Raw genomic sequence first — 26,156 nt, 5'->3', positions numbered from 1 at the left:
CAAGCGCGAGGAGATCGAACACACGCTCGCGACCGTGAACCCGGCCGAGCTCGTCCGCCGCATCCACGACATCCAGGACCGGCTCGAAGCACTGGCGGCACCGCGCACCGCGCGGCTGGCCAGACGCATGGGCCCGGACATGGCATACTTGAACAAGACGCTCGCCCGGATCGCGGGCGTCGAACCGGAAGACGACGAAACCCCACAAGCCGACGCGGACTAGGATTTCACGCTCACCACAGGTGAGGCACCACTCCGGATTACGCGCTCATTTTCAAATGAGGCACCTCGGAGCACCACAAGATATGGAGTCAACGATTTGAGGACGGCGATCACGTCGGACATGTTGATATCCAGCATGAGATCTCCTGTTCTTTTTGTTCTTTTTGCGTCTTCGCGAATCATTGCCAACCGGCTGCTTCGCCGGAAGACTATGCGCTGTGAACACTTTCAAACTAGGAGAACAGGAAGTTGTGCACGGCGAGCATTGCATGAGCAGCCATGCTCATTGCACGAATGGCATATACGACATAAGCAAAAGCCTGATGCAACGCTCAGGCCGTATACGAATACTTACTCAGCGGGGATTGGAATCACAATTCCCAAGGAGAACACGCCATCCGCTGCTTTCATCGTGAGCTCGCCATGATATTTACGCGTCTGCCATGCAATCGAGCGCGTGCCCAATCCATGATTCGCTTTATCGGATTTGGTGGTCACTGGCATACCGTTTTTGAAAATTGGAGCTCGCGCAGCATCGTAATAGTTCTCCTCGTGAATCACCAGAAGACCTCCATCGCGCTGAACGGACAGATTCACAACACGTTTGCCGGCATCCTCAATCTGTTGTGCGCTTTCCAGCGCATTATCCAGAATGTTGCCGAACAGCGAATAGAGATCTGAGCGTTCCATAAAGTCCAGCGAGCGCCCATCTGCCATGCAGGTGAAAACAATCCCATGCCGGGAGCAGTACAGCCCTTTTTCCGTCAGTAGCACGTCCAACGAATCATTGCCGGTATGGAACATGGAATCATAGATGCGAATATTGTTTTCGACTTCACGAATCATCTCGGGCGTGGGTATACGCCCGTCATCAGCATATAGAGAGCCGACCAGCTTGCGGATGTCATGGCAGCGAATATTAATCTGCTCTATGTTCTCCTTGGCCATTTCATAATGTTGTGTCTTCAACCGGTCGGCCTGCTGCATTGCAATCAAATCGCTGCGGAGTTGATCATTGGTGGAAGCGAGCAGCACCAGCGTGAGCATCAGTGTCATGCATAGTGAATCGTAGAGGAAACCTACTGTCTGCACTTCCATCGGCTTGCGTTGCACAAATACCATGCTGAACACCACCATGAGCATCATGGCAGCCACACATGCCACCACCCATCCATATCGGGCGCGAATCTTGTGCTCATCAATGGATACTCGGCGGCCGATAAACGCGTAAATCACCAGACACATCAACGCGAACATCACGATATGCACCACGGTGTAGTTCAGGTGTGGCGCAAAACGATCAAAATCCAGCACATTCATCATTAATGCGTACACGTTGTACGACAAATGTTGCACCGCATATCCAGCTACCGCAATCACCAATGATTCCAGCCAAGTCACGTACGCACACCAATGTAGGGCTATTACCATCAGCGCAAAGCTGCCAAAATAATACAGAGATTTGAGGGTAATGGTAAGCGCGGAAACAGAGTCGTTGTCAATCGCTCCAATGAGCGGAAAGTACATCCAATCGTATGCAAATGCGACTGCAGCGGCGAATATTAGGTACCACCGTTTGCGCCAGGTTACCTGTGCGCAGAACACCAGCATGCCGAAGAAGAGTTCGATGGTGACCAGACTCATATCAGCCTCCGTAATACTCGGCGAGCGCCTGCATGAGGGGCTTGCGTTTGGAGCGGGAGACGGGCAGGGTTTGACTGTCTACCACTACGCTGTCGTTGGTAACGGCTTTGACCCATTCGAGGTTGATGAGGCAGTAACGGCTGGCGGCGGCGAAGTGCACGGGTTCCAGCAGTGCGGCGGCTTCTTTGAGACTGGACCAGACTTTGTAGGCGACTTTCTCGGTGTGGTAGATGACTTCGTGGCCGAGTACTTCTACATAGCGCACGTCATGCGAGGAGAGGTACTGAGTGCCAGTACCTACGGTGAGCGGAATGGTGACGCCTTGGCGTTTGGCCACGAGATCCTCCACCTTGCGCATTTTGAGCGCGAAGCTGAAGTATTCGAGTGGTTTGACGAGGTAGCCGATGGCATCCACGTCGTAGCCGACGGCCGCATATTGGGCCATTTTGGTGGTGAAAACGAGCACGACATGACTATCGATTTCACGCAGGCGATGGGCGGTTTCAAGGCCGTCTATGCCAGGCATTTCCACATCGAGGAACATGGCGTCGAACTCGGCTTTGTAGTCGTCCAGGAAGGATTCGCCGTCTGCAAAGCGGGTGATGGTGTAGACGGGCGCAGAATCGCGCGCGGCATTGCCTTCGGCATCTATACGCTCGGCATAGTACCGTTCGATCATCGCAGTAGTGCGCGCAGCATCAGTATCGTCATCATCGACGATGGCAATGCGAATCATCCTCATCTCCCTTCATCTGCATGTCACGGTAGCGCATTTTGGGCACTGATGTATCGAGACATACCTATACGAAAAGTGGTCTGTACTTATAGCAATACAAGTACAGACCACTTCAGTATTCAGTTATTGATTGACCTTCAGGCCTTGACAGCCGGAGCTTCGGCTGCGGTCACAGCAACAGCCTTGCGGCGCTTGAGGTACTTCATGATGGTCAGAGCCTCAAGACCAATCACGAGGACTGCGGTCACACCCCAGACCACGTACATGGCGGTCCTCCAAGCCGGGGTATCCACCTCGGGCTCACCATTCGCGTACTGCCAGCCATTGGCCACAGTGTAGAGAATGTTGTGAGCGGCGGTACGCATGGCCTTCACTGAGGTGGCGGACTTGTCGGTCACATGGTTGGTGATCTTGGTGGTTGCCAGCATTGCATCGTTACCGTTGCGGATGAGCTGGTCGGCGTTCTGGTAGCCGTAGCCACCGAAGTAATCGGTGAGCACGAAGCCACGGAAGCCCCATTCGTCGCGCAGCACGTTCTGCTGGAGCGGAGCGTAAGCGCCAGCGTAGGTGGTGCCGATGTAGTTGAAGGCGCTCATCACAGCCTGTGCGCCGCCTTCCTTCACCGACATTTCGAACGGCTTCAGGTAGATTTCGCGGATGGACTGCTCATTGGCCCAGGTAGCCAGCATGTTGTTACGGTTGGTTTCCTGGTCGTTCAGAGCGAAGTGCTTCATGAAGGAGTACACGCCCTTTTCGCGAGCACCAGCAATCTGGTTGGAAGCCATCACGCCGGAGAGCAGGCCGTCTTCGGAGAAGTACTCGAAGGTACGTCCGGAGAAAGCGTTGCGGTGGATGTTCATGGCCGGCGCGTACCAGCCAGCCACATGCATGTCGTGAGCCATCTGGCCGATCATCTCACCGAACTGCTTGGCGAGATCCTTGTTCCAGGTGCAGGCGAATGCGGTGGAGGCCGGGAAGCCGATGGAGCCCACGCCGGTGAAGTTGTTGTTCAGAGATGCAGGGCCGTCAGCATCGGTGACCTGAATCTTGCCGACAGAGGTCACGGCCTGAGAACCGTAGCCAGCGTTGGCGATCAGGTTGTCCATGTCGTCGAAGGTGAGTTCGTCGAGCAACTTATCCCACTGCGGATCGTCATAATCCTTGCCGTGAAGGTCGGCCAGTCGCACGCCGTTCTTGGCGCCAGTGGTCGGCATCTCATCGGAAGAATCGTCGTGATCAGCCGGGTTGTAGTTGTCGTTGTTGACGAAGGAGGCCTTTTGCTCGTCGGACATCGAGAAGTTGGTCGGAGCCGCGGTGGCCTCGGCGAAGTTGGCGAAGTGATCGGCACGGGACAGGTAGGTCACGTCGCCAGAGGCATCGTCGAACTGGTTGGTGGCCACGGTCTTGTCACCGTTGTGAGTGTTGTCTTCGGTGTTGTAGGTAATGGTCTTCGGCACGTTCACGGTGGCGGAATCGATCACCGTGTGGGAATCGGACTGAATAGAGATGTCATAGTCGCCGGATTCCAGCACGTAGGCCTTAGCATCCTTGGAATCGTAGGAGGCCATGTCATCATCGTCGAACTCGATCTTGACGGTTTCGGATTCGCCCGGCTTCAGCTCCTTGGTCTTCTCGAAAGCGACCAGGTTCACGGAAGCCTTCTCAATGCCACCATCGGTGTACGGCGGATTGAAGTAGGCCTCGACCACGTCCTTGCCGGCCTTGTCGCCGGTGTTGGTCACGGTCACATCGAAGGACACCTTGCCGTTCTTGTAGGAGACGTCACCCATCTTCTGATCGAAGGTGGTGTAGCTCAGACCGTAGCCGAACGGGTACTGAACGTAATCGTCGTAGTTAATCAGGCCTTCGTCGTCGGCGGTCTCGTAGAACTTGTAGCCCACGTAGATGCCTTCCACGTAGTTCACAAAGTTCGGGGAAACGGTCACGTCGCCGGTGAAGCCGGTGTAGCTGACGGACAGATCATCGGCATTGTCGTAAGCGAAGTTGCCGAAGTTGTTGTAGGAGACGGACTTGGTGAGGTCCTTGAGGAAGGTGTCGGAGGTCTTGCCGGACGGGTTCACATCGCCGGCGAGCACTTCACCGAGAGCGGAGAAGCCGGTCTGGCCTGCAGGCGGGCACCACACCACGGACTTGATCTGCGGATAGTTGGCCAGGAAGTCGAACTGGAAGGTGTTGGCACCGTTGTAGACCAGCGTCACCTTGTCGAAGTTCTTGGTGACCAAGTCGATCATGTCGCGCTCGGTCTTGGAGAGCTGCAGGAAGCTTTCACCCTTCTGGAAGTCGTCGTAATCCTTGGAATTATTGGTGTAGGTGATGCCATCAGCGGTCATATCCATTGGCAGATCGGCGCCTTCACCGCCAACGCGGGTGATGACCACCACAGCCTCATCGGAGTAGGACTTGGCGCTGGAAATCAGAGAATCGGAGTACTGGGCTGCCGGCACTTCAGGCAGGGTCCAATCCTGCTGGAACATGCCCACCACCGGGCGATCAGCGCGGTAGTCGGTGTACAGCTTGGTCAGGTCGGCGTTGGTTTCGATACCGGCTTCCTTCATGCCGTCGAGCAGAGAAACGGTCTCGTACTGGTCGGACATGGAACCGGAACCGGTGCCGCCGTATACCGGGTTGGTGGAACCCCAACCGAACACGTTCACCTTCTTGTTGGCGAGCGGCAGGTTGGAATCATCATTCTTCAGCAGGGTCACTGCCTCGGACTGCACTTCCTTGGCCAGCTTGTTTGCTGCGGAAACAGTGCTGTCGGACAGCATGTACTTGGTGATGGTGGCGTTGTTGAGCAGCGTGGCGAGCGGGCCGGACAGCATCATGGAAATCGCCACAACGATGCCCACGAGGGCTACGAGCCAGGACTCGGAATGAATAAGCTTGCGGTTGGCCACAGCCTTCACCGTCTTCTTGTTGACGGCGAACGTGATAATCAGGGCCAACACCAGCAGTACGCCAACAGCGATGAGATATGGCGTAAGCGAACCGATGACGTTCATAACGTCGGCCATGTTGATCTGCAGCATGGGTTCTCCTCCTTGATTCTTACCTTTGCGCGGCATGTTTGCCCGAATTCGATACCGTTATCGATTCGGACCACAGCCTTATGGACCTGCCCTGTCCACGTTGGCCGTTTGGGAAGTGCCCGTTTCGCTCCGTTGGGTTGCTATGCTGACACATCCTCGATGCCGATGACTTTAGAATCGCAGATTCGCCCCTGCCATGAGCGCCGCTCAACCTATCCTGTCATTTCGAGCGCATAATCTGCTAGCACGCGCCACTCGAATTACACACCGAAAATACGCAAACCGCGGTTTTCAGTACGTGAATGGCAGCCCGCCCAACAAACTACTCAACACCGCAGCAAACCAAGCATCACGCTGCTCTCACCTACCCGCGGCTAGGATGGGGAGCATGAGCGATTTGAACGCGTTGAATCTGGAATCTGGCGAAGTAGTAGGCGGCTACACGTTGATAGACCGTCTGGGCTCTGGCGCTATGGGTTCGGTGTGGCGCGTACGCGATGACGGCGGCCAAACGTATGCGATGAAAATTCTGCGCGATTCCTTGGCCGATGATTCCGCTCCCGGTAACGCGAGCACGCCCGGAGCCAACGCCGGCAACCCAGCTCTTCACGACCCGAATCTCAAAGAAGATGTGACTCCTCGCGAGCGCCTGCGCCGCGAAGCGATGGCATTGAAAAAGGTCAATCACCCGGGCGTTTGCGGCATTGTGGATATGGAGTTGGACGATACGCTCGCGTTCATCGTCACCGAACTGATTGAGGGCAAGAATCTTAAGGATGATGTGGCCATTAATGGCCGCTACATTGGCGATGATTTGGAACGCTTGGCCCGTAAGCTCATCGAGGCTACGAAAGCTGTGCATGCTGCCGGCATTATTCACCGTGATATCAAGCCCACGAATGTGATGGTGTCCGCCACTGGTCCGGTGCTGGTGGATTTCGGCATTGCAATGGGTGAGGGTGAAAGCCATGTGACGCGTACCGGTTTGGTGATGGGTACTCCTGGTTTTATTGCCCCGGAAATCATTGATGGTGCTGAGGCCGACGATATGACTGACTGGTGGTCTGTGGCTTCGGTGCTGGCCTTTGCAGCCACTGGCTCTCCGGTGTTTGGCACTAAGCCGATGATGGCGGTGCTTGAGCGTGCGGCAGCTGGCAACGCGAATCTTACGGGTCTGCCGGCCGGCACGTTGGCGGCTTTCCGCTCGGCGTTGAATCCTGATCGTTCCCAGCGTTGCACGCCGGATGAACTGCTGCATGCGATTGCGCTCGATGCGCTGAACCCGAGTGCATGGCAGGGTGCCCCTGCCAGTCCGTTTGGAGCTGGAGCTATTGCAGGCGCGCCGACTGCGATTGTGGCCGCTCCCACTGAGGCAACCGAGGTGATGCCCCCTTTTGGCGCCAACGCTGACGAGCCTGACGAGAGTAATCCGCGCACATTGTGGCGCGCCGCCGATGCTATTCGCACCAGAACACTGCAGACTGAGGATGCGGCAACCGCTGTGTTCCCTCAGGTGGATGACTCAGCTCAGGCTACGCGAATCCTTCCGGACACCGCATCCGTCGCTGATGCAGGCACTCAGGTTCTTCCTGATGCCACTACGTCACTCCCCGACCGCACTGCCGTGCTGCCCGCGGAACCAACTACTCCACTGACGCCTCCAGCACCCCCGGTAGAGGCTGCGCCTTCATTCCCACCGGCAGTCCCGTCTTTCCTATCTCCGGTGCCATATGCTTCTCACGACGCACAGGCCACGGCAGTCCAGCCGCCTGTAAATCCGGCTGTGCGCCCTGCTGTGCAGCATATGATTGACCAGACCGCTCAGGCTGCGCCCACCGAAGCGTTGGTGCAGAATCCGGCTGCACCTAATCCTGCTGATGTTCGCCGTGGCGCATACTTGCAGCGCGGTACATTGCCACTGTGCTTGCTGACCATGCCATTAGCACTGCTGGCCGCCAGCTTCCCACTGATTGCCATAGGCGCGGCGGCAATCCTGCTATGGCTGGTGCTGACGTTGGCTTATAACATGGAATCTCAGCTTGAGCGCGAGGGCCGGCGCGGCGGCGAGCGCAAAAGTTCCGATGCATGGATTCGCGCGGCTTCGCTCCCCTGGCATCTCATCAAAGGCCTGCTGCTTTCGCTACCTCGCTTGGCACTACTCGTCATCATCTATATTGCCGGCACAGCGGTGGCTGCGTTGGCATTATCCCTACCCATCGAGGCTCCTATTATCTGGAGTTTCACCGCTGACTGGTCGGTTCCGGTACCGCTGCTGATTGATGTGCCTTATTCCTCTTCAGGGTTGGCACTTGGCGGTTTTATGGCTGTAGGCTGGTTGATTACGGTATTTGGCCCGCAAGCCATGATGATGCGCTTGGGAGCCGGCGTCTTGCGCGGTTTATCAGCGCAACAGCCGGGTGCGGCTATTGGTCTCAACGCATTCGGTCAGCCGGCACAACCGGTGGCAGCTCCGATTCGTGGCCACCGCAGTACTGTGATGTTCACCATATGGCTCATCGTTACCCTAGCGTTGGCTGCACTGCCGCTGCTTGGTATGCCAATCAGCTGGATTCCGTTGGTATGACTGGGCTTGTGAAAGCTTATCAGGCGGATTAAATCCTGCGCAGCCGAACTTGCGCAGGCTGCTAACATCGCTGGCAGACCTCGGCTTTCACATGGAATTCATCTCATATCAGCTCTCAGCACAGTCTTGCTCAGCACTGGTCATTATGATTGGCCCCAGCATCCGCAAGTTATTTCAGGGGGATTATTATGGTCGATTCCAAGCGTCAGGCCAAGCGCGCCACCCGCGCTGAACGCCGCGCAGCCGAAGAAGCCGCATTGCAGGCGCAGGCAGCTCAGGCGGCCAAGGAACGTAAACAGCAGACCATTATCGGCATTATCGTAGTGGCCATCGTGGTAGTGCTGGTGGCAGTGATTGGCGTGGTGATTTACCGCAATGTCACTAAGAGCAGCACCAGCGCCACGGATAACGCTACCGCCTACAGCAAGATGCAGTCGGTGGAAACACAGCCTGCCAAGGCCAACGATAAGGGCGGCTTCCTGATTTCCAAGGATGGTTACGGCAAGAAAACCGCCAAGGTGCCCACTGTTGGCATCTACATGGAGCCGCTGTGCCCAGGCTGTGCTTCGGTGAACCGTCAGCTCGACCCCACGCTGGTCAAGATGATGAACGCCGGCCAGCTCAACCTGGATCTGCACTTCCTGAACTTCCAAGACAACAAGAGCTCGGACAACTACTCCAACCGTGCGTTCAACGGCGCTATCTACATCGCCGAGCACGATAGCGACCCGAACCATCTGATGAACTACCTGTCCAACATTTACGCTGAGGACTTCCAGCCTGGCGAGTTGGACAACTACGTGTCCGTCAATAACAGCAAGCTGGAGAAGCAGGCTGTGAAGGCTGGCGTAAGTGAGGATGTGGCCAAGGCTGCGTTCAGCGGCAAGAACGAGTACGTGGAATGGCTTTCCGCGTCCAACGATTACACGATTGCTCGCCCGGAACTGTTCTCCAGCTCTGGTGCCTTCTCCTCCCCCACGCTGACCATCAACGGCACCTATTGGAGCCTGAACAACATTACTTTGGCGAACACCACCATGGTTGACGGCTTCCTGAAGGCTGTGGGCTTGAAGTCCGATCAGGTCGGCGTGGAAGGTAGCCTGCCGTCTATCGGAGCGAATAAGAAGCCGATTGACATCACGGCCTGAGTGAGCGAAACGCGTACAGCCGCTCACCGGTAATCGTGCAAATGGGGCTCTCCCTTTTCAGACAATTCATCACGATTCGTCAGAAAGGGGGAGCCCCATTTGCATGCTTCGAACCGTTCCGACACAAATTCAGCGCGTTGGCATAACTGCTGGTATGATTGCCACTTGTTCAAAACGTTCATCGTTGATGTTGCATTTTGAATATGCCTCTTTAGCTCAGATGGCCAGAGCGGCCGCCTTGTAAGCGGCAGGTCGTCGGTTCGATCCCGACAAGAGGCTCGTTGCGCGGGAAAAAAGCGTATCATGGTAACAGGGATGCGCAGTTGCTTCCCGCGTATAACTAAGTCTTACTTTGAGTAAGTTCTCCAGGAGCCTTCCCCCAACTTATGGCTTCCTGGAATGAGGGCGGAGCGTCCCCCAACCAGCTCCGCGCCTTCCAGGGGCGGGACATCCCCTTCTCTCCCGCCCCCTTTTTCTTTTATTCGCGCCCACATCCGAGCAGGTATGGTAACGGTGCTTTTGCCCCGAGCACCCCGAACCAGCCCAACCGTTACGATGGTGGGCGGTAACTATTCGCAATCAGGAAGAGATGGACATGGCACGGCGTTGGACCCCGCAGCGGTTTGTTACACTGCGTCGCATCCGCGTAATTGCTTGCATTGTGGCGCTTACAGCGTCAATGGTGGGATCATTTGCGTTCACCGCGCGCAAGTCAGTGGCTTTAAACGTAAACGGCAAAACCACTCAGGTCACTACCTATGCAATGACGGCAACGCGACTGCTTGAAGAGCAGGGCATTGATGTCAAATCCCACGATATTGTTCAAACTTCTTCCGGCGATCGCCTTGCAGACCATTCTGTGGTTACCGTGCGTTCCGCGTATCAGACCACCATCAATATTGATGGCACAGCAGTACCATTCTGGACTGTGGCTACCAGCGCCGATCAGCTGCTTGGCTTCTTCAAAGAGAACAATGCTCAGGCCAAGAAAATCACCGTGGACATTGATAATGTCTACAATCAGCTCACCGGTGGCTTGGTGATTAATCAAGACGGACCGGTTACGGTCATTGCCGATGGTAAGAGCTCTGTGGCTCCCAATGGCAAACTGCCAGCTGCATCCATTCTCGATTCCAAGGGCATTGTTTTAAATAAGGAAGATCGCGTCAGTGTGGAAAAGGACGGCGATCAGACTATTTTGCGCGTTCAGCGCGTTACCCACGGCGAGGAAACTCGTACGGTTGCTATCCCGTTCGAAACGCAAACCATTATTGATCCGAATCTTGATGAAGGTCAGACTGAAATCCGCCAGCAGGGTGAGAATGGTGAGAAAACTCAGGTTTATAGCGTCACTTATGTGGATGGTGTGGCCGAATCGGAAACGTTAAAGTCGGAAACCATTACGAAGATGGCTGTTGATCAGATTATTGCCGTGGGTCAGGCTAAGCCGAAGACTGATGACAGTTCTTCTGATTCCGGGAACTCTGATAATTCCAATAGTTCCAAGGATTCCGATACTAATGCCGATTCCGGCTCTAATGATTCCGGCAGTAATAATTCATCATCGAATAACAGTTCCGGAAGCAATACCAATAACGGCAACAGCTCGAATTCCGGCAACAATAGTTCGAATAATTCCGGCAATTCCAGCAATAATAATTCCAGTAATTCGAATAACTCCAGCAATAGCGGGAACAACAATTCCAGCAACTCTGGTAACAGCAATAACAACAGTTCGACTGACACCACCCCGTCCGGCCGCCTATGGCATCCGACCGTTGCTCAGGCACAGTCGTATGCGGCTGGTGCTGCAGCACAGCGCGGATGGACTGGTGCTGATTGGGATGCGCTCGTGAAGCTGTGGAATCGTGAATCCGGCTGGAAATGGTATGCCGAGAACGCATCGTCCGGCGCCTACGGTATTCCGCAGTCGCTGCCTGCCAGCAAAATGGCGGCGTTCGGCGATAACTATCGTGATGATGGAGCTGTGCAAATCGATTGGGGCTTGTGGTACATCGCACAACGGTATGGCAGCCCATCTGCAGCATGGCAACATTCCGAGCAAACCGGCTGGTATTAAAGATTTCAAGGAACCGATATGACTGATAACACCACCGCCACCGGCCATCTGCTGGGAGCCGCTGATATTCGCCGTATTGCTGCCGATGCTGGCGTAAGTCCTACTAAAAAGTTCGGCCAGAACTTCGTTATTGATCCAGGTACGGTTCGTCGAATCGTGCGCGAAGCCGGAGTCACCAACACTGATCATGTGATGGAAGTCGGCCCAGGCTTGGGATCGCTCACTTTGGCGATTCTGGAAACCGGCGCTTCAATGACCGCTGTGGAAATCGATCCTCCGCTGGCTAAGCGTTTGCCTAGCACTGTGGCGGAGTTCATGCCGGAGGCTGCAGACCGACTCAAGGTTGTCAATCGTGACGCGCTCACCGTTACGCCGGACAATGTGCCCGATTTCAATAATGATGAATCGTTCACGCTTGTAGCCAATCTTCCGTATAACGTGGCCACGCCGATTCTGCTGACCCTGCTTGAGCGCTTCGATAATCTCGGCTCGTTCTTGGTTATGGTGCAGAAGGAAGTGGCCGATAGGCTTGCTGCCAAGCCAGGCTCCAAAATTTATGGCACTCCGAGCGTGAAACTCGCTTGGTATGGCACTGCCGAGCGCGTGGGCACGATTGGCCGCAATGTATTCTGGCCGGCCCCGAATGTTGATTCGGCACTCGTGAAGTTCACCCGCTACGCTGCGAATGATGACGCCAACCCTGCTGTGGGAGAAGCGGCTCCAGACCGTGAGCGAGTGTTCCAACTTATTGATGCCGCATTCGGTCAGCGCCGCAAAACATTGCATGCCGCATTAAAGCATCTCGTGCCGGCTGCGGCATTTGAGGCCGCTGGCATTGACCCGACTCGTCGTGGTGAAACGTTGACCATTACTGAGTTCGCTGCACTGGCTTCCGCAATGACCGCTCACGGCGAGGCGGCATGATGACTATCGCAACAGCTCCTATCGTCGAACGGCTGCATACCTCGCAGCTAGCCGACACTGTCCGTGTGGATTGTCCGGCAAAAACCAATCTCACCTTAGAAGTAGGCCCAACTCATGAGGAGTGGGGCGGGCGTCATGCCTTAGACACGATCTATTGCGCGGTTGGTGTCTACGACACGGTCACAGCAACCGCCAAAGCACCCGGCACCGGCTTCTCACTGGAGCTTGAGGGTGCTCATCTTGGGGATTTGGCGTCTTCCAGCAGTGACATGCGCCGCAATCATGCGGTATTGGCGTTATTTGCCATGGCGCAGGAGGCCGGCCGAGAACCAGATGTGGCACTTACCATCACCAAACGTATTCCGGTTGGCGCTGGTTTGGGCGGAGGATCCGCAGACGCAGCTGCAGCGATTCTGGCTATTAATCAGTTATGGAATCTTAATTGGCCAATGGAGAGGCTGCGCACTATTGCAGCCACACTGGGCGCTGACATGCCGTTCTGCCTTACCGGTGGCTTGGCACATGGCACTGGATTCGGCGAACAGATTGAAGACATCCTGGACGATAGCCCGCTAGCACGCGAATTGCAGGCGCAAGGGTTTACCGGCGAAGTGTTGATTGGCGCATATCAATCGCAATTAAGCACTCCAGAGGTATACCACACGTTTGATGTTGTGGGTGCAGGCTCGGGTGATCGCAATCATCTGCAAGCCGCAGCCATCAGTTTGCATCCACGCAGTGGGCAGGCTATTGAAGCCGCATTGCAGGCCGGAGCACGCCATGCGTTTGTTTCCGGGTCAGGGCCCTCGGTTGTGGCGTTTGTACCGGATAGCACTACAGCACAGCGTGTTATCGATACGTGGGTCATGCACGACGCCGCTGACCGCATTATCCGGGCTCAAGCCCCAGTAACCCCAATAATCGGCGTCACCCAGTGACGCTAAGGTAGCAACAAGCCACTTGTGAGTGAAGGAAGTTAAACGATGCCGCAACAGATTGACGAACGTCAGGCCCGTAAACGATATGTACGCCGCCGCCAGACCGTCGTATTTACCATCAGTGGCGCAGTGATGGCGGTTGCACTGGTTATCTCACTGCTCTTCAATTTCCACGTTGGCGGCTTGGGTCTTGTCTCCACGCCGTTGGCAGAACCGAATTACGGTAATCCTGCCCCGTGTGCCGTGAAGGGTGACGATGGCAAAGCCAAGTACGTGTCTAACACGTCCATCGGTATCCGCGTGCTGAACGGTACTTCTCACTCCCAGTTCGCTGCCGCTGTGAGTAGCGCCTTGGGTGTTCGCGGTTTTGCTATGCAGCAGGCCGGCAACTTCTCTTCCACCAGCGTGGAACGCACGACGATTTACTTCGGTAAGAATGCCATTAACCAGGCTTACACGGTAGCTGGCAACTTCACTGATGCCACAATGATTATGAACGCTCGTGAAGATCAGCTGATTGATGTGGTGCTCGGTGCCACCTTCAATGATTTGAAGGACGAAAAGCAGTCTCCGCAGGAAGGCAAGGAAATCACCAATATCGAAGGCTGCCAGGCCGCCGATAAGATGACCAACCTTCCGGCCGATACCAAGCACGACGCGTACCCGGCACAGTAAAACAACCAGTACCGCTGGTATTGCTTAACGAAGAGGCAGCCAATCGGCTGCCTCTTCGTTTACTGCTGTATTTCCGCGTACCAGCGTTTGAGCTCGGCCACGGCTACATCATGCTTCACTGGGCCGTTATCCAAGCGGTAGTCAAGCATGTGCTTATACGCGCGGCCAATCATCGGGCCAGGTTCAAGACCGAGTAGGGCCATGATTTCATTGCCGTCCACGTCCGGGCGAATCGCGTCGAAGTCTTCCTTCTTCTTGAGCTCGCGGACGCGTTCTTCCATCTCATCCATCGCATGAGCGAAAATCGCTGCCTTACGCTTGTTTTGCGTAGTGGCATCGGCACGCGTAAGACGGTTCAGACGCTCATACAGGTGGCCGGAATCCTTCACATAGCGGCGGACCGCGGAATCAGTCCACGGCTCATCCACATACCCATGGAAGCGCAAATGCAGGTTCACCAGTTCGGACACGTCTTCCACCAGATGATGATCGAAACGTAGCGCCTTCAACCGCTTGCGAGTCATTTTGGCACCCACCGCGTCATGGTGGTGGAAGCTCACCTTGCCACCCGGCTCGAATCGGCGGGTCTTCGGCTTACCAATGTCATGCATCACGGCAGCAAGACGCAGCGTCAAATCAGGAGCAGGAACTGGACCGTCTGGACCGGTTTCCAGTGCAATCGCACGCTCCAGCACCATCATCGTGTGCTCAAACACATCCTTATGGCGGTGGTGTTCATCAATCTGCAACTGCAGTGCCGGAATCTCCGGGAATACAATGTCCGCCAAACCAGAGTCCACCAGAGCCTCAAGTCCTGCACGCGGACGATCCGAAAGCAGCAACTTTGTCAGTTCATCACGCACACGTTCTGCGGACACAATCTCAATACGATCGCGCATCGAAGTAATCGCTTCGGCGGCATCAGGAGCAATACTGAAGCCAAGCTGAGCCACGAATCGCACCGCGCGCATCATACGCAGCGGATCATCATCAAATGACTGACGCGGATCGACCGGCGTGCGCAACACACCCTTCGCCAAATCGCTGGCGCCACCGAATGGGTCCACGAATTCCAAGTCCGGCACGCGCAATGCCATCGCGTTGACGGTGAAATCTCGACGAGACAGATCACCTTCGAGCGTGTCGCCATAATTGACCTCCGGCTTACGTGATTCCGGGTCATACGTGTCCGAGCGGTACGTAGTGACCTCTACCTTCACTTCGGTGCCGTCGGCGCGTCGGCGCATGGCACCCAGCGTGCCGAATTTTCGGCCCATATCCCAGAAGCCATCGTGCCCCCAACGGCGCAGAATTGGCTCGAATTGCTCGGGTCTGGCGGATGAGCAGAAGTCGAGGTCATGGCTAGGCCTATGCAGCAACAGGTCTCTGACCGGACCGCCGACCAGTGCCAGCTCATAGCCTTGTTCTTTGAACAGTCGGCCAAGTTCAATCGCCTCGGGCCACACTTCGAAATCCAATGGGCACCTTCCCCTATGTGGACGTTTTTCTGCCCTCCTAGCATACCGTTACCCCACCTGCACACGGGATTGAGTAAGGTGGAAAGCATGATTACGCCCGCCGACCTTGCCCACATGCTTGGGCAAACACCCAATGCCGCGGGCAACCATACCCAAGATCAGCTGCTCTATACCTCGCAAACACCGCAGAATTCTGCGGATTTGGAGGATTCTAGCCCGGCTGTGAGCAACGATGAGCAGCAGCCCGTTGCGCCAACTCCGGCCACCGTGTTCGGCATGAAAGCCACGGTGACCATCGCCACGCCGAACGAAACCATCGCAGGGCAAACCGATGGCATAGCCGCCGAAGCTGGAGCGGAAACGATGGCCAGCATCGCCATTGCAGCATCGGCTGCGCCAGCTCCACCAATTGAGACTGCCGCTCCTACACCGGCCACGGTGTTCGGACGGAAGTTCACTGGTTCACCCACCACTGAAGCTCCTCAGAACGCATCAGAATCCTTTATTTCAGTGGATTCGGCAGGCAATCAGGATGCCGCACACACTGTTGCGGATGGCCCGAGCGCTTCTGTTACAGCAGATGCTGAGAGTGCTGAGCATACCAAGGCACCATTGTCTGCCGCAGCGGCCATGCGCGCTATTGCAGCCGCAACCTTGCATTTCACCGCTCCAACTGCCCAGTCAGATGCAGAACCTGCAGCAACACCGTCAACGGACTCACCTGTTTCGCCGACTGCGCCTGAGCCAACTGTGCCAGAAGCAGCCACCGCACCCGTCATACCGACGCCTGCGGATGTGCTGCGCGCTGTGTCGAACGCTGCACAATCCGCCAAGCAAACCACAGCACAATCCACTGCAGCGCCAGCAGTCGCACCGACTGTTCCAACCGGCCCGACCCCGGCCATGATGCCGCAGAAGCGCACCTCCGATGGACCGACTACGTTCGCCTCATTGGATGCTCAGGAATTGCCCGTGGTACGCGAATATTCGGCTGGTGGTCTGATTTTCGACAATCAGAACCGCGTGGCTATTATCGCCCGCCATTCGCGTTCCGGGCATCTGGAATGGTGCTTGCCTAAGGGACATATCGAAAAGGGCGAGACACCGCAGCAGACGGCTGTACGCGAGGTGCATGAGGAGACCGGCATCTTGGGTGAGGTGATTGATTCCATCGCCACTATTGACTACTGGTTCACCGGAACCACACAGCGTGTGCATAAGCTGGTGCATCATTTTGCATTGCGCCAGACTGGCGGCGAACTGACCGTGGAAGGCGACCCGGATCATGAGGCCGAGGACGCTATTTGGGTGCGTTTTGATGATTTGGATGATGTACTGAGCTACCCGAACGAACGCAAAATCGCGTGGCTGTACGCCAGGAAGAAGAACAGGCAGGCAAACGAGTGACCCTACCCGCAATCCAACACCGCCCGCATCATGGCGGGCGTTTTGCACATGCCGTCGCTGCAGCTTTGGTGGCTGGAGCGATGCTGTTTGCACCGACCGCATGGGCGGATACCACAACAACCACAACGAATGGCGCAACGGATAGTCAGACAACATCCGAAGCCTCATCCGCGCAAAACCAGCCAACGGAAACGTTGACCATCGCGCAGAGCACGCCTATCGTCACCGCTTCCTCTGGTTTCCACATGCAGATTGTGGTGGCCAATCGCAGCGACGCTGACCTGCCTGCCGGCTCGCTTACCGTCAACACCAATGCGTTGTTCACCTTTGCGTCGCGCTCCGACATGCAGGCATGGGCGGAGAACGGTACCAATATTCCCACGCCAAACAATCTCGCAACCGTAAATGTGCCGGCAATTACCGCAGGCAGTACGGCAACCGTGGCCATTGATGTGACGGCAGACCAGCAGACGCTGGCATCGATGCGCAGCTGGGGACCCAAGCCGCTCAACCTGTACTATGCGGCAGGCGATACGCATGAGGAATTGCACAGCTTCCTGACCCGCTCTGCAGACGGGCTTAATACCGCGCAAACGCCGGCTATGGGTCTTACTGTGGCCATGCCGTTAACGTCTAGCGACTGGCAAACCAATGAGACGGCAATCACCGATCTAATTGAGGAAAATGATACGTCATCGTCCTCGTCGGCTGCGCAGGCATCCGGTAGTCAGTCGAAGGAAACCGCCAACAGTAACGGTTCCTCATCCGACAACGACACTGATAATGATGATGCTTCCGATGATGCGGATTCTTCCGGCAACACGAACAGCACCGAACCGTTGCTGCTGAGCACGCAGAGCATTGCGCAGACCAAGGCAGTGGAACAGGCTGTGGCCAAGCATCCTAAGCTGCAGGTCGTGGCCGATCCGCTGTATTTGCAGGAATCGGGTAGCAAGCCGACTGTGGCCGGTGTGATGCAGCCAGCGGATTTTGATATCACCGCATATGCTGCAGTCAATAATGCTTCGGCGTATACCAGTGCCGGTGTTTCGGATGCTCAGTGGACCGCGAAGAGTACACAGACGCTGTATGCAGTGGCCACTAAAACCACGGATACGCCGAATGCCTATGCTTGGCAGGGTTCGGCCGATTGGACGTTGGATGCGCTCACCAAAGCTCGTGCGCAAGGCTATACCACGGTTATTGCCGGTTCCTCGTTTGATGCCGAACAGACTGATACCGTGCACACTGGCACGTATACGGTCAACACGTCAGCCGGCGATGTGACCGTGCTCAAGGAGCAGTCTGAATTAGGCACGTTGGCGCATGGTCATGCCACCAGCAAGGAAGCCACTGCTGAAACCAGTGATGCCGGTCGCCTAGCCCGTCTGCTCGCCCAAAGTGCCTTCTACCAAATGGAACAGCCGTATACCACGCGCAACCTGTTGATGACGTTCACCCGTTCGAGTTCGGCAGATTGGATCAATCAGGTGATGAGCGCGCTCGAACAGGCATCTTGGCTCAATCTCACCGATTTGAACACGATGGCCAGCATGGATCCATATCAGGTGAATGATTCGGTCAATCAGAATGCGGACGCACCTGATACCTCGGCAACGCAGTCGATTCTGAACCAGCTTGCCGGCAGCAGGCAGAACATGACGCGCTTGGCCAGTTCGATTCTTAAGAACAGTGTGAATTCCAGCGATATCGATACGTTGGACACTCAGGCTCTGGCCCGTCGTGACGCGGATTCCACCGCAAGCCATAGCAATAATCCCAAGCAGTGGATCAGCGACCTGCTTGCCCTCCATGACAGCATGGCCCTGCGCGCCCTCACCGGCTCCGAGCCAACCGAAAGCCATCAGCGTATGGCGGATGCCGCACAGAACATGGCGAATACGCTGCTGAACAGCGTGAGCATCACGCCTTCCGAATCAATTTCCGTATTCAGTGAATCAGCCAAAATGCCGGTAACCGTGAGCAATAATCTGCCGTATGCAGTTAATGTGCAGGTCAATTCAATTACTGATTCCATGCAGATCGTCACGTCACGATCCAACACCATTGTGATTCCCGCTCACAGTGAAGCCCAAGTGGCATTCACCATTCGTGTCTCGACTTCCGGCTCCACTACCGCGCATATCTCGCTGGCCGACCGCCACGGCAACGCGTTCGGCAACACGCAGGACACTGCGATAACCAGCGTGCTGCGTATCAGCGACGCCAGCGGCTTCGTCATTATCGGTTTCGCCGTGCTGCTGGGCGTGGTGGGATTGTGGCGCCAGTTCAACCGTAAGAAGGATCCCGACGAATGAGTTCTACCGTAGGCCGTAATTCACTCATCATGGCTTCCGGCACTGCGGCTTCCCGTGTGACCGGTCAAATTCGTACGATTCTATTGGCTGCGGCTATGGGCACCACCGGTCTCGCCGCTAACGCCTATCAGGCCGGCTCAATGATTCCGCAGGCCATTTTCACGCTGGTGACCGGCGGTATTTTCAATGCCGTGCTGGTGCCGCAGATTGTGCGCACGCTTAAGGAAAAAGACGCCCAGGAACGTCTGAATCGCCTGATTACGTTGGCTATCGTCATCCTGCTGGCGGTTACGGTTCTGATGGGTGCCGCGTCTCCCCTGCTGACGCGTCTATACGTTGGCGGCAATGATTCTCAGATGATTGCGCTCACCACGGCGTTCACGCTATGGTGCATGCCGCAGATCTTCTTCTATGGCCTTTACACCGTACTGGGCCAGATCTTGGCCGCTAAAGACCATTTCACCGCCTATGCGTGGAGTTCCACCGGTGCGAATGTCATCAGCTGCGCTGGCTTCACCGCGTTCATTCTGCTGTTCGGCAAAGCCAATGAGCAGCCGCTCGATTTCTGGACAGGCGGCAAGATTGCGCTTACCGCAGGCACTTGGACGCTGGGCGTGGCCTTCCAGGCGTTGATTCTTTTCATTCCTCTGATGCGACTCGGCTTCAAATACCGCCCGCAGTTCGGTTTGACCGGCTTCGGTTTGAAGGCGATGGGCCCAGTGGCCCTAGGGTCACTGGGTGTGGTGGTTATCACCGAAATTTCCGGCATCATTCAAACCCGTATCGCCACACTGGCACCGCTTCGCGCACATGAGATGGTGGGTGCCAGCCTGTTCGATATTGCCGGTAACGCCACTTATCAGAACGCTTACACGCTGTTTATCCTGCCGTATTCGCTGATTGCGGTGTCTGTATCCACAGCCATGTTCCCGAAGATTTCGCGCTCCATTGCCGAACATAATTTGGATGAGGCGCGCAATGATCTGAGCAGTGCATTGAACAATGTGGGCTTGGTCATCATGTTCTTCGCTGCGGCAATGATTGTGTTCCCAGAGCCGATTATTCGCGCGTTGCTGCCGTCTGTATCGATGAACGAAACGATGCTGATCTCATATGCGCTGATTCCGTTGAGCTTTGGCATTCCGCTGGTTTCTGGATTCCTGCTGATTCAACGCACGTTCTACGCGTTTGAGGATGGTTGGCATCCGTTCCTGTGCAATCTCATCGACTATGCGTGCGTCATCGCACTGATGGTGGCCAGTATGGTACTGCTGCCGCCGCAGTATTGGGTGGTGGGCATCGCCTGTTCCGCACCGATTGGTTCGATTATTGCCTTGCCGCCTACGTTGATGATGCTGCGTAAGAAATTCAATGGGCACCTTGGTCTGAAGGTGGTAGGCGTGGCCTATGGCAAGGCGCTGGCTGCCGCAGTGGTGGCTGGCGTTGCAGTTCGCTTGCTCAAGAATCCGATAGTGGATTTGTTCAAGGCTGATATTCAGCCGGCCAAGCATATGGATGGCGGCATCTTCCATAGGCCTGATCCCAATGGTCCGGCAGCCAATCCTGGCGGCGGTCATATGGGCTGGCTTTCCGCTGTGGGCATCTGCGTAGTGCTCACCATCGTTCTGGCTGTGGTGTATGTGGCTGTACTGTGGCTGCTGCGCACGCAGGAATTGAAGGCTATTGCAGGCCCTGTGCTGGCGCGATTGGGGTTGGGGCGCAACATGGTTGCGTCTGAGGCTACTGCTGATGATCAGCCAAGCGACACTCCTGATAACGCTCAGGGAATTTCACCTAGTGAAACAGGCCAAGAAATCACCCCTGAGGAGGACTTCTCTCAGGCTAGCCCCACGGATAGAATGTCAAAGACAATCCCAAGCAGTATTAGTAACAATCGTATGGAGCCGGACACGCATATGAAACCGCAATTGGGCGATACCATTCTTAACCGATACACACTGGTGTCAGCACTGCGTGAGGAACCCGGCATTGAAGCTTGGAAGGCGAATGACCGTATTCTGGCCAAGGACTGCCAGCTGTATTTGGTCACTGACCGCCGCCAGCTCAATACCATTAACGAAATCGCGGGCACGATTACGGCTACCCGCCCTGAGCATTTTGTGCCGGTGCAGAAGTACCGCCGTCAGGGTGATTCCATGCTGGTTATCACGCCGGTGGATAGCGGCAAATCGCTGACTGAATACATCAGCTTGCATTCCAGCAGCCCGCTGAGTTTTAATGCGATGCGCTCGATCATCGGCGAATTGTCTGAAGCCATTCGCCCGATGCTGCACGGAGACGCTACCGCAAGCATCGTGCTCACCACGGATACGGTTCGTATTTCCAGCGCCGGCATTGAAATCACGGGCGCACCTTTCGCTCCACTGCTGGCCGATACTTCCGGCGCATCACTGGAGGAAGATGGCGCAGAACGCCATGCCGTTCGCCAGCTGGCGGCACTGCTGTATGCCTTGCTGACCAGGAAGCGTAATCCTCAGCAGCCTGCCTTTACTTTGGCTGCTTTGCCGCAGGATACCCCTGGTGAGTTCCAGGTTATCTGCAAGCGTGGCTTGGAGCTGTTCAGCGGCAATGAGCTTACGCTGCCAATGGCTTCCTTGGCTGAATTGGATGCACTGCTGGGCGATTGGAAGCCGCTGCAGGAGCTCGGCGATACTGAGATTGCTTTGCCGAATGTTGCTGGCGATCCCTCCATTATTCGTATGCTGCTGAATAAGGCTGATACTGCTGCGGAACTTGGTGAAATTCCTGCTTCGCTGATTACCAGCAAGCAGCTGCCCGATCTGGCGATTACTCAGGCCGGCCCTGTCGCAGCCGTTCCAGGTCCGAATGGTGCGGCAGTGGAGGAGCCTGGCCGTCACCTGTTCGATTTCAAGTTCTCTGATGCTTGGAATGCTGAGAATCTTTCCGGCGATGATACGGCCGATTGGTTCAATGATTTCAACGCTCCTGCTGCCGGTGCCTTTGCTGGCAACTCTCACCCGACCGTTCCGATTTCTACGGATGGATATGGCGAGACTACGAGCCGTATTCCGGTCTATGACGCTGGCGGCCGTGAGATTCAGCCGGGTGAAGAGTCATTGCGCGCGTTGGAAGAAGAGCAGGCTCGTATTGCTGAGGTTGCGGCCATTCCGCCGAGCTATGATCCTAAGAATCCGCCTGTGAAAAAGACTGGCGAAGACGATCATCTGCCTAACGAGAACCTGTTCGGTAGCTTTACCACCAAGGTAGTGGCTCTGATTGTGGCACTTGTTGTTGTGGTTGCCGCTGGATTCTGGGCATGGAGCGCATTCCAGAAGAGCGGTGTGGACCCGGCCGATGCCACGGATACCACTAAGTCTTCCACCGGCGATTGGCCGGATGTGAACATGAACGAGGTTCCGTTCGGCGATCAGAAGTCTTCTGATTCCAGTTCTGCTGACGATCCCAACTCCACGGATTCCTCGCAGTCCTCGAATTCGAACTCTTCTTCTGACTCTTCCAATTCCGGTACGCAGGATTCAGAGAAGTCCAGCTCTTCCTCTTCTTCGAGCAGCGCTAAGGCTCAGAAGAAGTCCACTGTGAAGAAGGTTGTGGAAGATAGGTCGGTCAAGTCCGTACCACAGCCGCACGTGGTGAACACTACGGCATACACCATTTCCAGCGCCAACTTCGTTTCCAACCCTGGTGGACAGTCTGGTTATGGCTACACGCTGCATCTTGATCAGCCACATGATGTGTCTCGCATGATCATCTCCATCCGTAGCTCGGGTGGTAAGGGATACATTCGTGCCAACACAACCGGCAATCCGTCTGAGGGCGAGGAGATGGCTTCCTTCACCTTCGCTGAAGGTGGTACCACTGAAGTGAAGTTCAGCAAGTCGGTCACCACTCAGGATCTGATGCTGTGGGTGCCGATGGATAGCCTGCCTCAGAACCAGCTCTACATTCAGAAGGTAGAAGTCTTCTAACCCGCGCTCCCATTGCACGCACACAATGCCCTCCCTCGTGGAGGGCATTGTGGCTTTGAGCCGAAATTGCGGAAAAGCTGACTATCTCACCCGTATGATGGTGAACCTAGGAATACCGAAGACTTTTATGTGGGGAGAGACTATGGCACACAACGTTGTTATTATCGGCTCTGGTCCGGCCGGCTACACTGCGGCTATTTACCTGGGCCGTGCGGGATTGAATCCGCTGATGATCACCGGCGCTTTGGCTCCGGGCGGCCAGCTGGTGAACACCACTGAGGTGGAGAATTTCCCCGGCTTCCCGGAAGGTATTCTCGGCCCCGATTTGATGGACAACATGCGCGAGCAGGCCAAGCGTTTCGGCACTGAATTCATTGCCGACGATGTGACTGCTATTGCTTCCGTGGGCACGGATGATGCGCCGCTGTATCGTTTGGAATTGTCCGATGACGAGGTGTTGGAAACTCGTGCGGTGATTATCGCCACCGGTTCCAAGTTCCGTAAGCTGGGTGTTCCCGGTGAAGTGGAGCTTTCCGGACACGGTGTTTCCTACTGTGCCACTTGCGATGGTTTCTTCTTCCGCAACAAGCCGATTGTGGTGGTCGGCGGTGGTGATTCCGCGTTCGAGGAGGCACTGTTCCTGACCCGCTTCGGCTCTTCTGTAACGTTGATTCATCGCCGCGATGAGTTCCGCGCTTCGCAAATCATGGTGGATCGAGCCAAGGAAAATCCGAAGCTCAATTTGCTCACCAATACTGTGGTCACTGAAATTCATGGCACGGAAACTGCACCGGCTGCTATTCCTGCTTCACTGCCCGGCATTGGTCTTAAACCCAAGCCACAGGTGAATGTGAGCAGTGTTTCGCTGAAGAATACGGTTACCGGCGAGACCAGTGAGCTGGAAACCGCTGCCGTGTTCGTTGCTATCGGCCACACACCTGCCACTGATTTCGCCGCTTCTGTGGCCGATCGTGATGAGGATGGGTATATTCTCGTGGATGGTGCCAGCACGCGCACCAGCACCCCGGGAATCTTCGCTGCAGGCGACTGCGTGGATCGCGTCTATCGCCAGGCCATCAGCGCCGCCGGCATGGGCTGCCGTGCCGCCCTTGATGCGCAGGCATATTTGAGCGAATAGCGCACATAACGGTAATCACGGTTTACTCTTTGGCAAGCAGCCAATCGATAAGGTTCATGCCGCGTATGCCGTTGTGCGTTTGCGGGAATTCATCCATACTCAGCACGTACTTCGGCCAGTTGTCTTGCACGGCATCGAATACGCCGAACTCACGGTCCACTGTTTGCTGCGAACCAAGCAAGTACGTGACCTGATAGTAGAAAACCGTGTCACCACGTCTGGCGATGAAGTCTATTTCCTTATCCCCCACTTTGCCCACGTGCACGTCATAGCCACGCCGCTTCAACTCCATGTACACAATGCCTTCCAGCACCTGATCGATGGCATTGGCGTTGTTCAGGCCGACGGCATGGCGCAAGCCCTGATCGACCACGTAATATTTCTCGTTGAGTTTCAATGTGCGCTTGCCGATGGAATCCTCGCGGGGCGCACGGTAGATGAGGAACGCTTTGCTTGCGGCATTGAGATAGTTGGCGATAGTTTCAGGCGATACTTTGCGCTGCTCGCTTTTCATGTAAGCGGCAATATTGGCGGCAGTAATCAGATGCCCTTCCTCGCCGATAACGTACCGGACGACTCGCTCCAAGGCATCACTATCGCGGATGCCTGCGTGGCGTACCACGTCCTTGAACAAAATCGTGGAGAACAGGTCATCGAGGTAGCGCAGAGAAGCGGCTTCGTTGAATGCCAAATCCGTTTGGAATGGGAAACCGCCCTGATTCACATACTTGTGGAACGCCGTGCGCGCATCGATGGGGCCTACGGTTTGGCGGTAGGCATCAAGGAATTCCGCGAATGAGAACGGGTACACGTCGATGGCTACATACCGGCCGGTGATATAGGTGGCGAGATCACTGGAAAGCATGCGCGCATTGGAACCGGTGAGGTAAATATCAGCATCGTAATCGACCATGAAGGAGCGCACGGCTTTTTCCCAATGATCGACTTCTTGGATTTCATCGAGGAAGATCCGAATCTTGCCGGTCACGTTTGCCATCTGCTTGCTGACATACTGGGTGAGCGCGTCGGCATCGGCGATGTTCGCATACTGGCTTGATTCAAAGTTGATGTGCAGCATGGACTGCTCGGCGACACCTTCGGCAAGCAATTGCTGGCGAATAAGCTGCAGCAATGTTGATTTGCCGGAACGCCGTGTACCTACCAGTACTTTGATGATGTTCTTGCCGATGAACGGCCGAATCTGATCCATGTAACCCGGACGTTCAATCATGGCAAGCTCCTCCCCTAGCACGTTTGAGAATCAGATATACCTGATTCTCAAACCAAGAACCGTATGAGAATCGATTATAATCGATTCTCATATATAATTGACCGGCGACGTGCCTCACGTTTTTTGAGCGCGTAGGGTGTGGTGGTGCCTCATCGGGAATGAGCGCGAACGGTATCGGTCCTGTTTGGCTTGTCTTATGGAAGACAGGATCAGCATGGCGACGAAGCGGCAGGTCACCCTGAGATTCAGGGATGAATACATGAAGGCGTCGAAGAAGGACAAGGGACGCATCCTCGATGAGATGTGCTCCGTGCTGGGAATCGGCAGGAGCACCGCGAGACGCAGACTCACGGAAGCCGGGCGCGGCAGGCCGTCGATGTCGCCCGCGGAGCGGCCGAAGCGGTATTCGGAGCAGTCGCGCGAGCTGCTGGTCCAGGTGTGGCTGATGATGGATGCGCCGTGCGCGAAGTACCTCAAGGCGATGCTGCCCCTGTGGATGCCCATGCTGCGCGCGCACGGCGAGCTCGCCGACTGGGACGGTTTCGCGTTCCGCGAGCTGGAGCGGATGGGCGCGGCCACGATGGACCGGTACCTCAAAAAGACGCGCGACGCGGC

Annotated in this window: 15 protein-coding genes, 1 tRNA gene and 2 pseudogenes; 13 read left to right on the top strand and 5 right to left on the bottom strand. The window is 55.8% G+C overall.

Annotated features, from left to right (window positions below; all coding sequences use genetic code 11):
- A pseudogene (locus tag Tam1G_RS06160) lies at window positions 1–223 on the top strand (integrase catalytic domain-containing protein); the annotation flags it as partial.
- Window positions 224–573: 350 nt separating this feature from the next.
- Here the strand turns inward: Tam1G_RS06160 and Tam1G_RS06155 are convergent.
- The 3 genes from Tam1G_RS06155 to Tam1G_RS06145 all read right to left on the bottom strand — a co-directional run bounded on the left by Tam1G_RS06155 (window position 574) and on the right by Tam1G_RS06145 (window position 5,652).
- The gene (locus tag Tam1G_RS06155) at window positions 574–1,866 is read right to left on the bottom strand and encodes an ATP-binding protein (protein WP_101625831.1); all 1,293 of its coding nucleotides are present in this window, start codon (window positions 1,864–1,866) and stop codon (window positions 574–576) included.
- Between the two features lies 1 nt (window position 1,867).
- Window positions 1,868–2,602: a LytR/AlgR family response regulator transcription factor gene (locus tag Tam1G_RS06150; protein ID WP_165781924.1), complete on the bottom strand. Its 735-nt coding sequence runs from the start codon at window positions 2,600–2,602 to the stop codon at window positions 1,868–1,870.
- A gap of 137 nt (window positions 2,603–2,739) precedes the next feature.
- Window positions 2,740–5,652 carry a glycoside hydrolase family 3 N-terminal domain-containing protein gene (locus Tam1G_RS06145; RefSeq protein ID WP_101625829.1) on the bottom strand — a complete coding sequence of 971 codons (2,913 nt, stop codon included), beginning with the start codon at window positions 5,650–5,652 and terminating at the stop codon, window positions 2,740–2,742.
- 379 nt (window positions 5,653–6,031) lie between these two features.
- Here Tam1G_RS06145 and Tam1G_RS06140 point away from each other — a divergent pair, with 379 nt between their 5' ends.
- The 7 genes from Tam1G_RS06140 to Tam1G_RS06110 all read left to right on the top strand — a co-directional run bounded on the left by Tam1G_RS06140 (window position 6,032) and on the right by Tam1G_RS06110 (window position 14,001).
- Entirely contained in the window at window positions 6,032–8,236 is a 2,205-nt protein-coding gene (locus Tam1G_RS06140; RefSeq protein WP_101625828.1) for a serine/threonine-protein kinase, read from the top strand.
- Between the two features lie 188 nt (window positions 8,237–8,424).
- On the top strand, window positions 8,425–9,384 hold the full coding sequence (locus Tam1G_RS06135; protein ID WP_101625827.1) for a DsbA family protein: 960 nt from the start codon (window positions 8,425–8,427) through the stop codon (window positions 9,382–9,384).
- 205 nt (window positions 9,385–9,589) lie between these two features.
- Window positions 9,590–9,663 (top strand) — tRNA-Thr (locus tag Tam1G_RS06130).
- A 310-nt stretch (window positions 9,664–9,973) separates the two neighbouring features.
- Window positions 9,974–11,464 (top strand): aggregation-promoting factor C-terminal-like domain-containing protein, encoded by a 1,491-nt coding sequence (locus tag Tam1G_RS06125; protein WP_101625826.1) that lies wholly within the window; start codon window positions 9,974–9,976, stop codon window positions 11,462–11,464.
- An 18-nt stretch (window positions 11,465–11,482) separates the two neighbouring features.
- Window positions 11,483–12,388, top strand: a complete 906-nt coding sequence (rsmA, locus tag Tam1G_RS06120; protein WP_101625825.1) for a 16S rRNA (adenine(1518)-N(6)/adenine(1519)-N(6))-dimethyltransferase RsmA — start codon at window positions 11,483–11,485, stop codon at window positions 12,386–12,388.
- Window positions 12,388–13,326 carry a 4-(cytidine 5'-diphospho)-2-C-methyl-D-erythritol kinase gene (locus tag Tam1G_RS06115; RefSeq protein WP_242689715.1) on the top strand — a complete coding sequence of 313 codons (939 nt, stop codon included), beginning with the start codon at window positions 12,388–12,390 and terminating at the stop codon, window positions 13,324–13,326. The genes rsmA and Tam1G_RS06115 overlap by 1 nt, the downstream gene beginning before the upstream one ends.
- 45 nt (window positions 13,327–13,371) lie before the next feature.
- Complete coding sequence (locus Tam1G_RS06110; protein WP_101625823.1) at window positions 13,372–14,001, top strand: LytR C-terminal domain-containing protein; 630 nt, start codon at window positions 13,372–13,374, stop codon at window positions 13,999–14,001.
- 59 nt (window positions 14,002–14,060) lie between these two features.
- On the opposite strand, the gene Tam1G_RS06105 is transcribed toward Tam1G_RS06110, so the two are convergent.
- Complete coding sequence (locus Tam1G_RS06105; RefSeq protein WP_101625822.1) at window positions 14,061–15,479, bottom strand: CCA tRNA nucleotidyltransferase; 1,419 nt, start codon at window positions 15,477–15,479, stop codon at window positions 14,061–14,063.
- A gap of 276 nt (window positions 15,480–15,755) precedes the next feature.
- Here Tam1G_RS06105 and Tam1G_RS12100 point away from each other — a divergent pair, with 276 nt between their 5' ends.
- The 4 genes from Tam1G_RS12100 (at window position 15,756) to Tam1G_RS06085 (ending at window position 24,310) form a co-directional block, all read left to right on the top strand.
- Window positions 15,756–16,886 (top strand): NUDIX hydrolase, encoded by a 1,131-nt coding sequence (locus Tam1G_RS12100; protein WP_479855844.1) that lies wholly within the window; start codon window positions 15,756–15,758, stop codon window positions 16,884–16,886.
- Window positions 16,887–16,966: 80 nt separating this feature from the next.
- The gene (locus tag Tam1G_RS06095) at window positions 16,967–19,204 is read left to right on the top strand and encodes a DUF6049 family protein (RefSeq protein WP_101625821.1); all 2,238 of its coding nucleotides are present in this window, start codon (window positions 16,967–16,969) and stop codon (window positions 19,202–19,204) included.
- Entirely contained in the window at window positions 19,201–23,172 is a 3,972-nt protein-coding gene (locus Tam1G_RS06090; protein WP_101625820.1) for a murein biosynthesis integral membrane protein MurJ, read from the top strand. The genes Tam1G_RS06095 and Tam1G_RS06090 overlap by 4 nt, the downstream gene beginning before the upstream one ends.
- Window positions 23,173–23,314: 142 nt before the next feature.
- Window positions 23,315–24,310, top strand: coding sequence for an NAD(P)/FAD-dependent oxidoreductase (locus Tam1G_RS06085; protein WP_101625819.1), 996 nt, complete (start codon window positions 23,315–23,317; stop codon window positions 24,308–24,310).
- Between the two features lie 22 nt (window positions 24,311–24,332).
- On the opposite strand, the gene Tam1G_RS06080 is transcribed toward Tam1G_RS06085, so the two are convergent.
- Entirely contained in the window at window positions 24,333–25,541 is a 1,209-nt protein-coding gene (locus tag Tam1G_RS06080) for an ATP-binding protein (RefSeq protein ID WP_101625818.1), read from the bottom strand.
- Window positions 25,542–25,737: 196 nt separating this feature from the next.
- On the opposite strand from Tam1G_RS06080, the pseudogene Tam1G_RS06075 reads away from it, so the two are divergent.
- A pseudogene (locus Tam1G_RS06075) lies at window positions 25,738–26,156 on the top strand (integrase catalytic domain-containing protein); the annotation flags it as partial.

This window comes from Bifidobacterium imperatoris (genome assembly GCF_002860405.1).
In the GTDB taxonomy this organism is placed as follows: domain Bacteria; phylum Actinomycetota; class Actinomycetes; order Actinomycetales; family Bifidobacteriaceae; genus Bifidobacterium; species Bifidobacterium imperatoris.
Note: the sequence above shows the minus strand (reverse complement) of the source record. Positions and strands in the feature narration are given on the sequence as shown.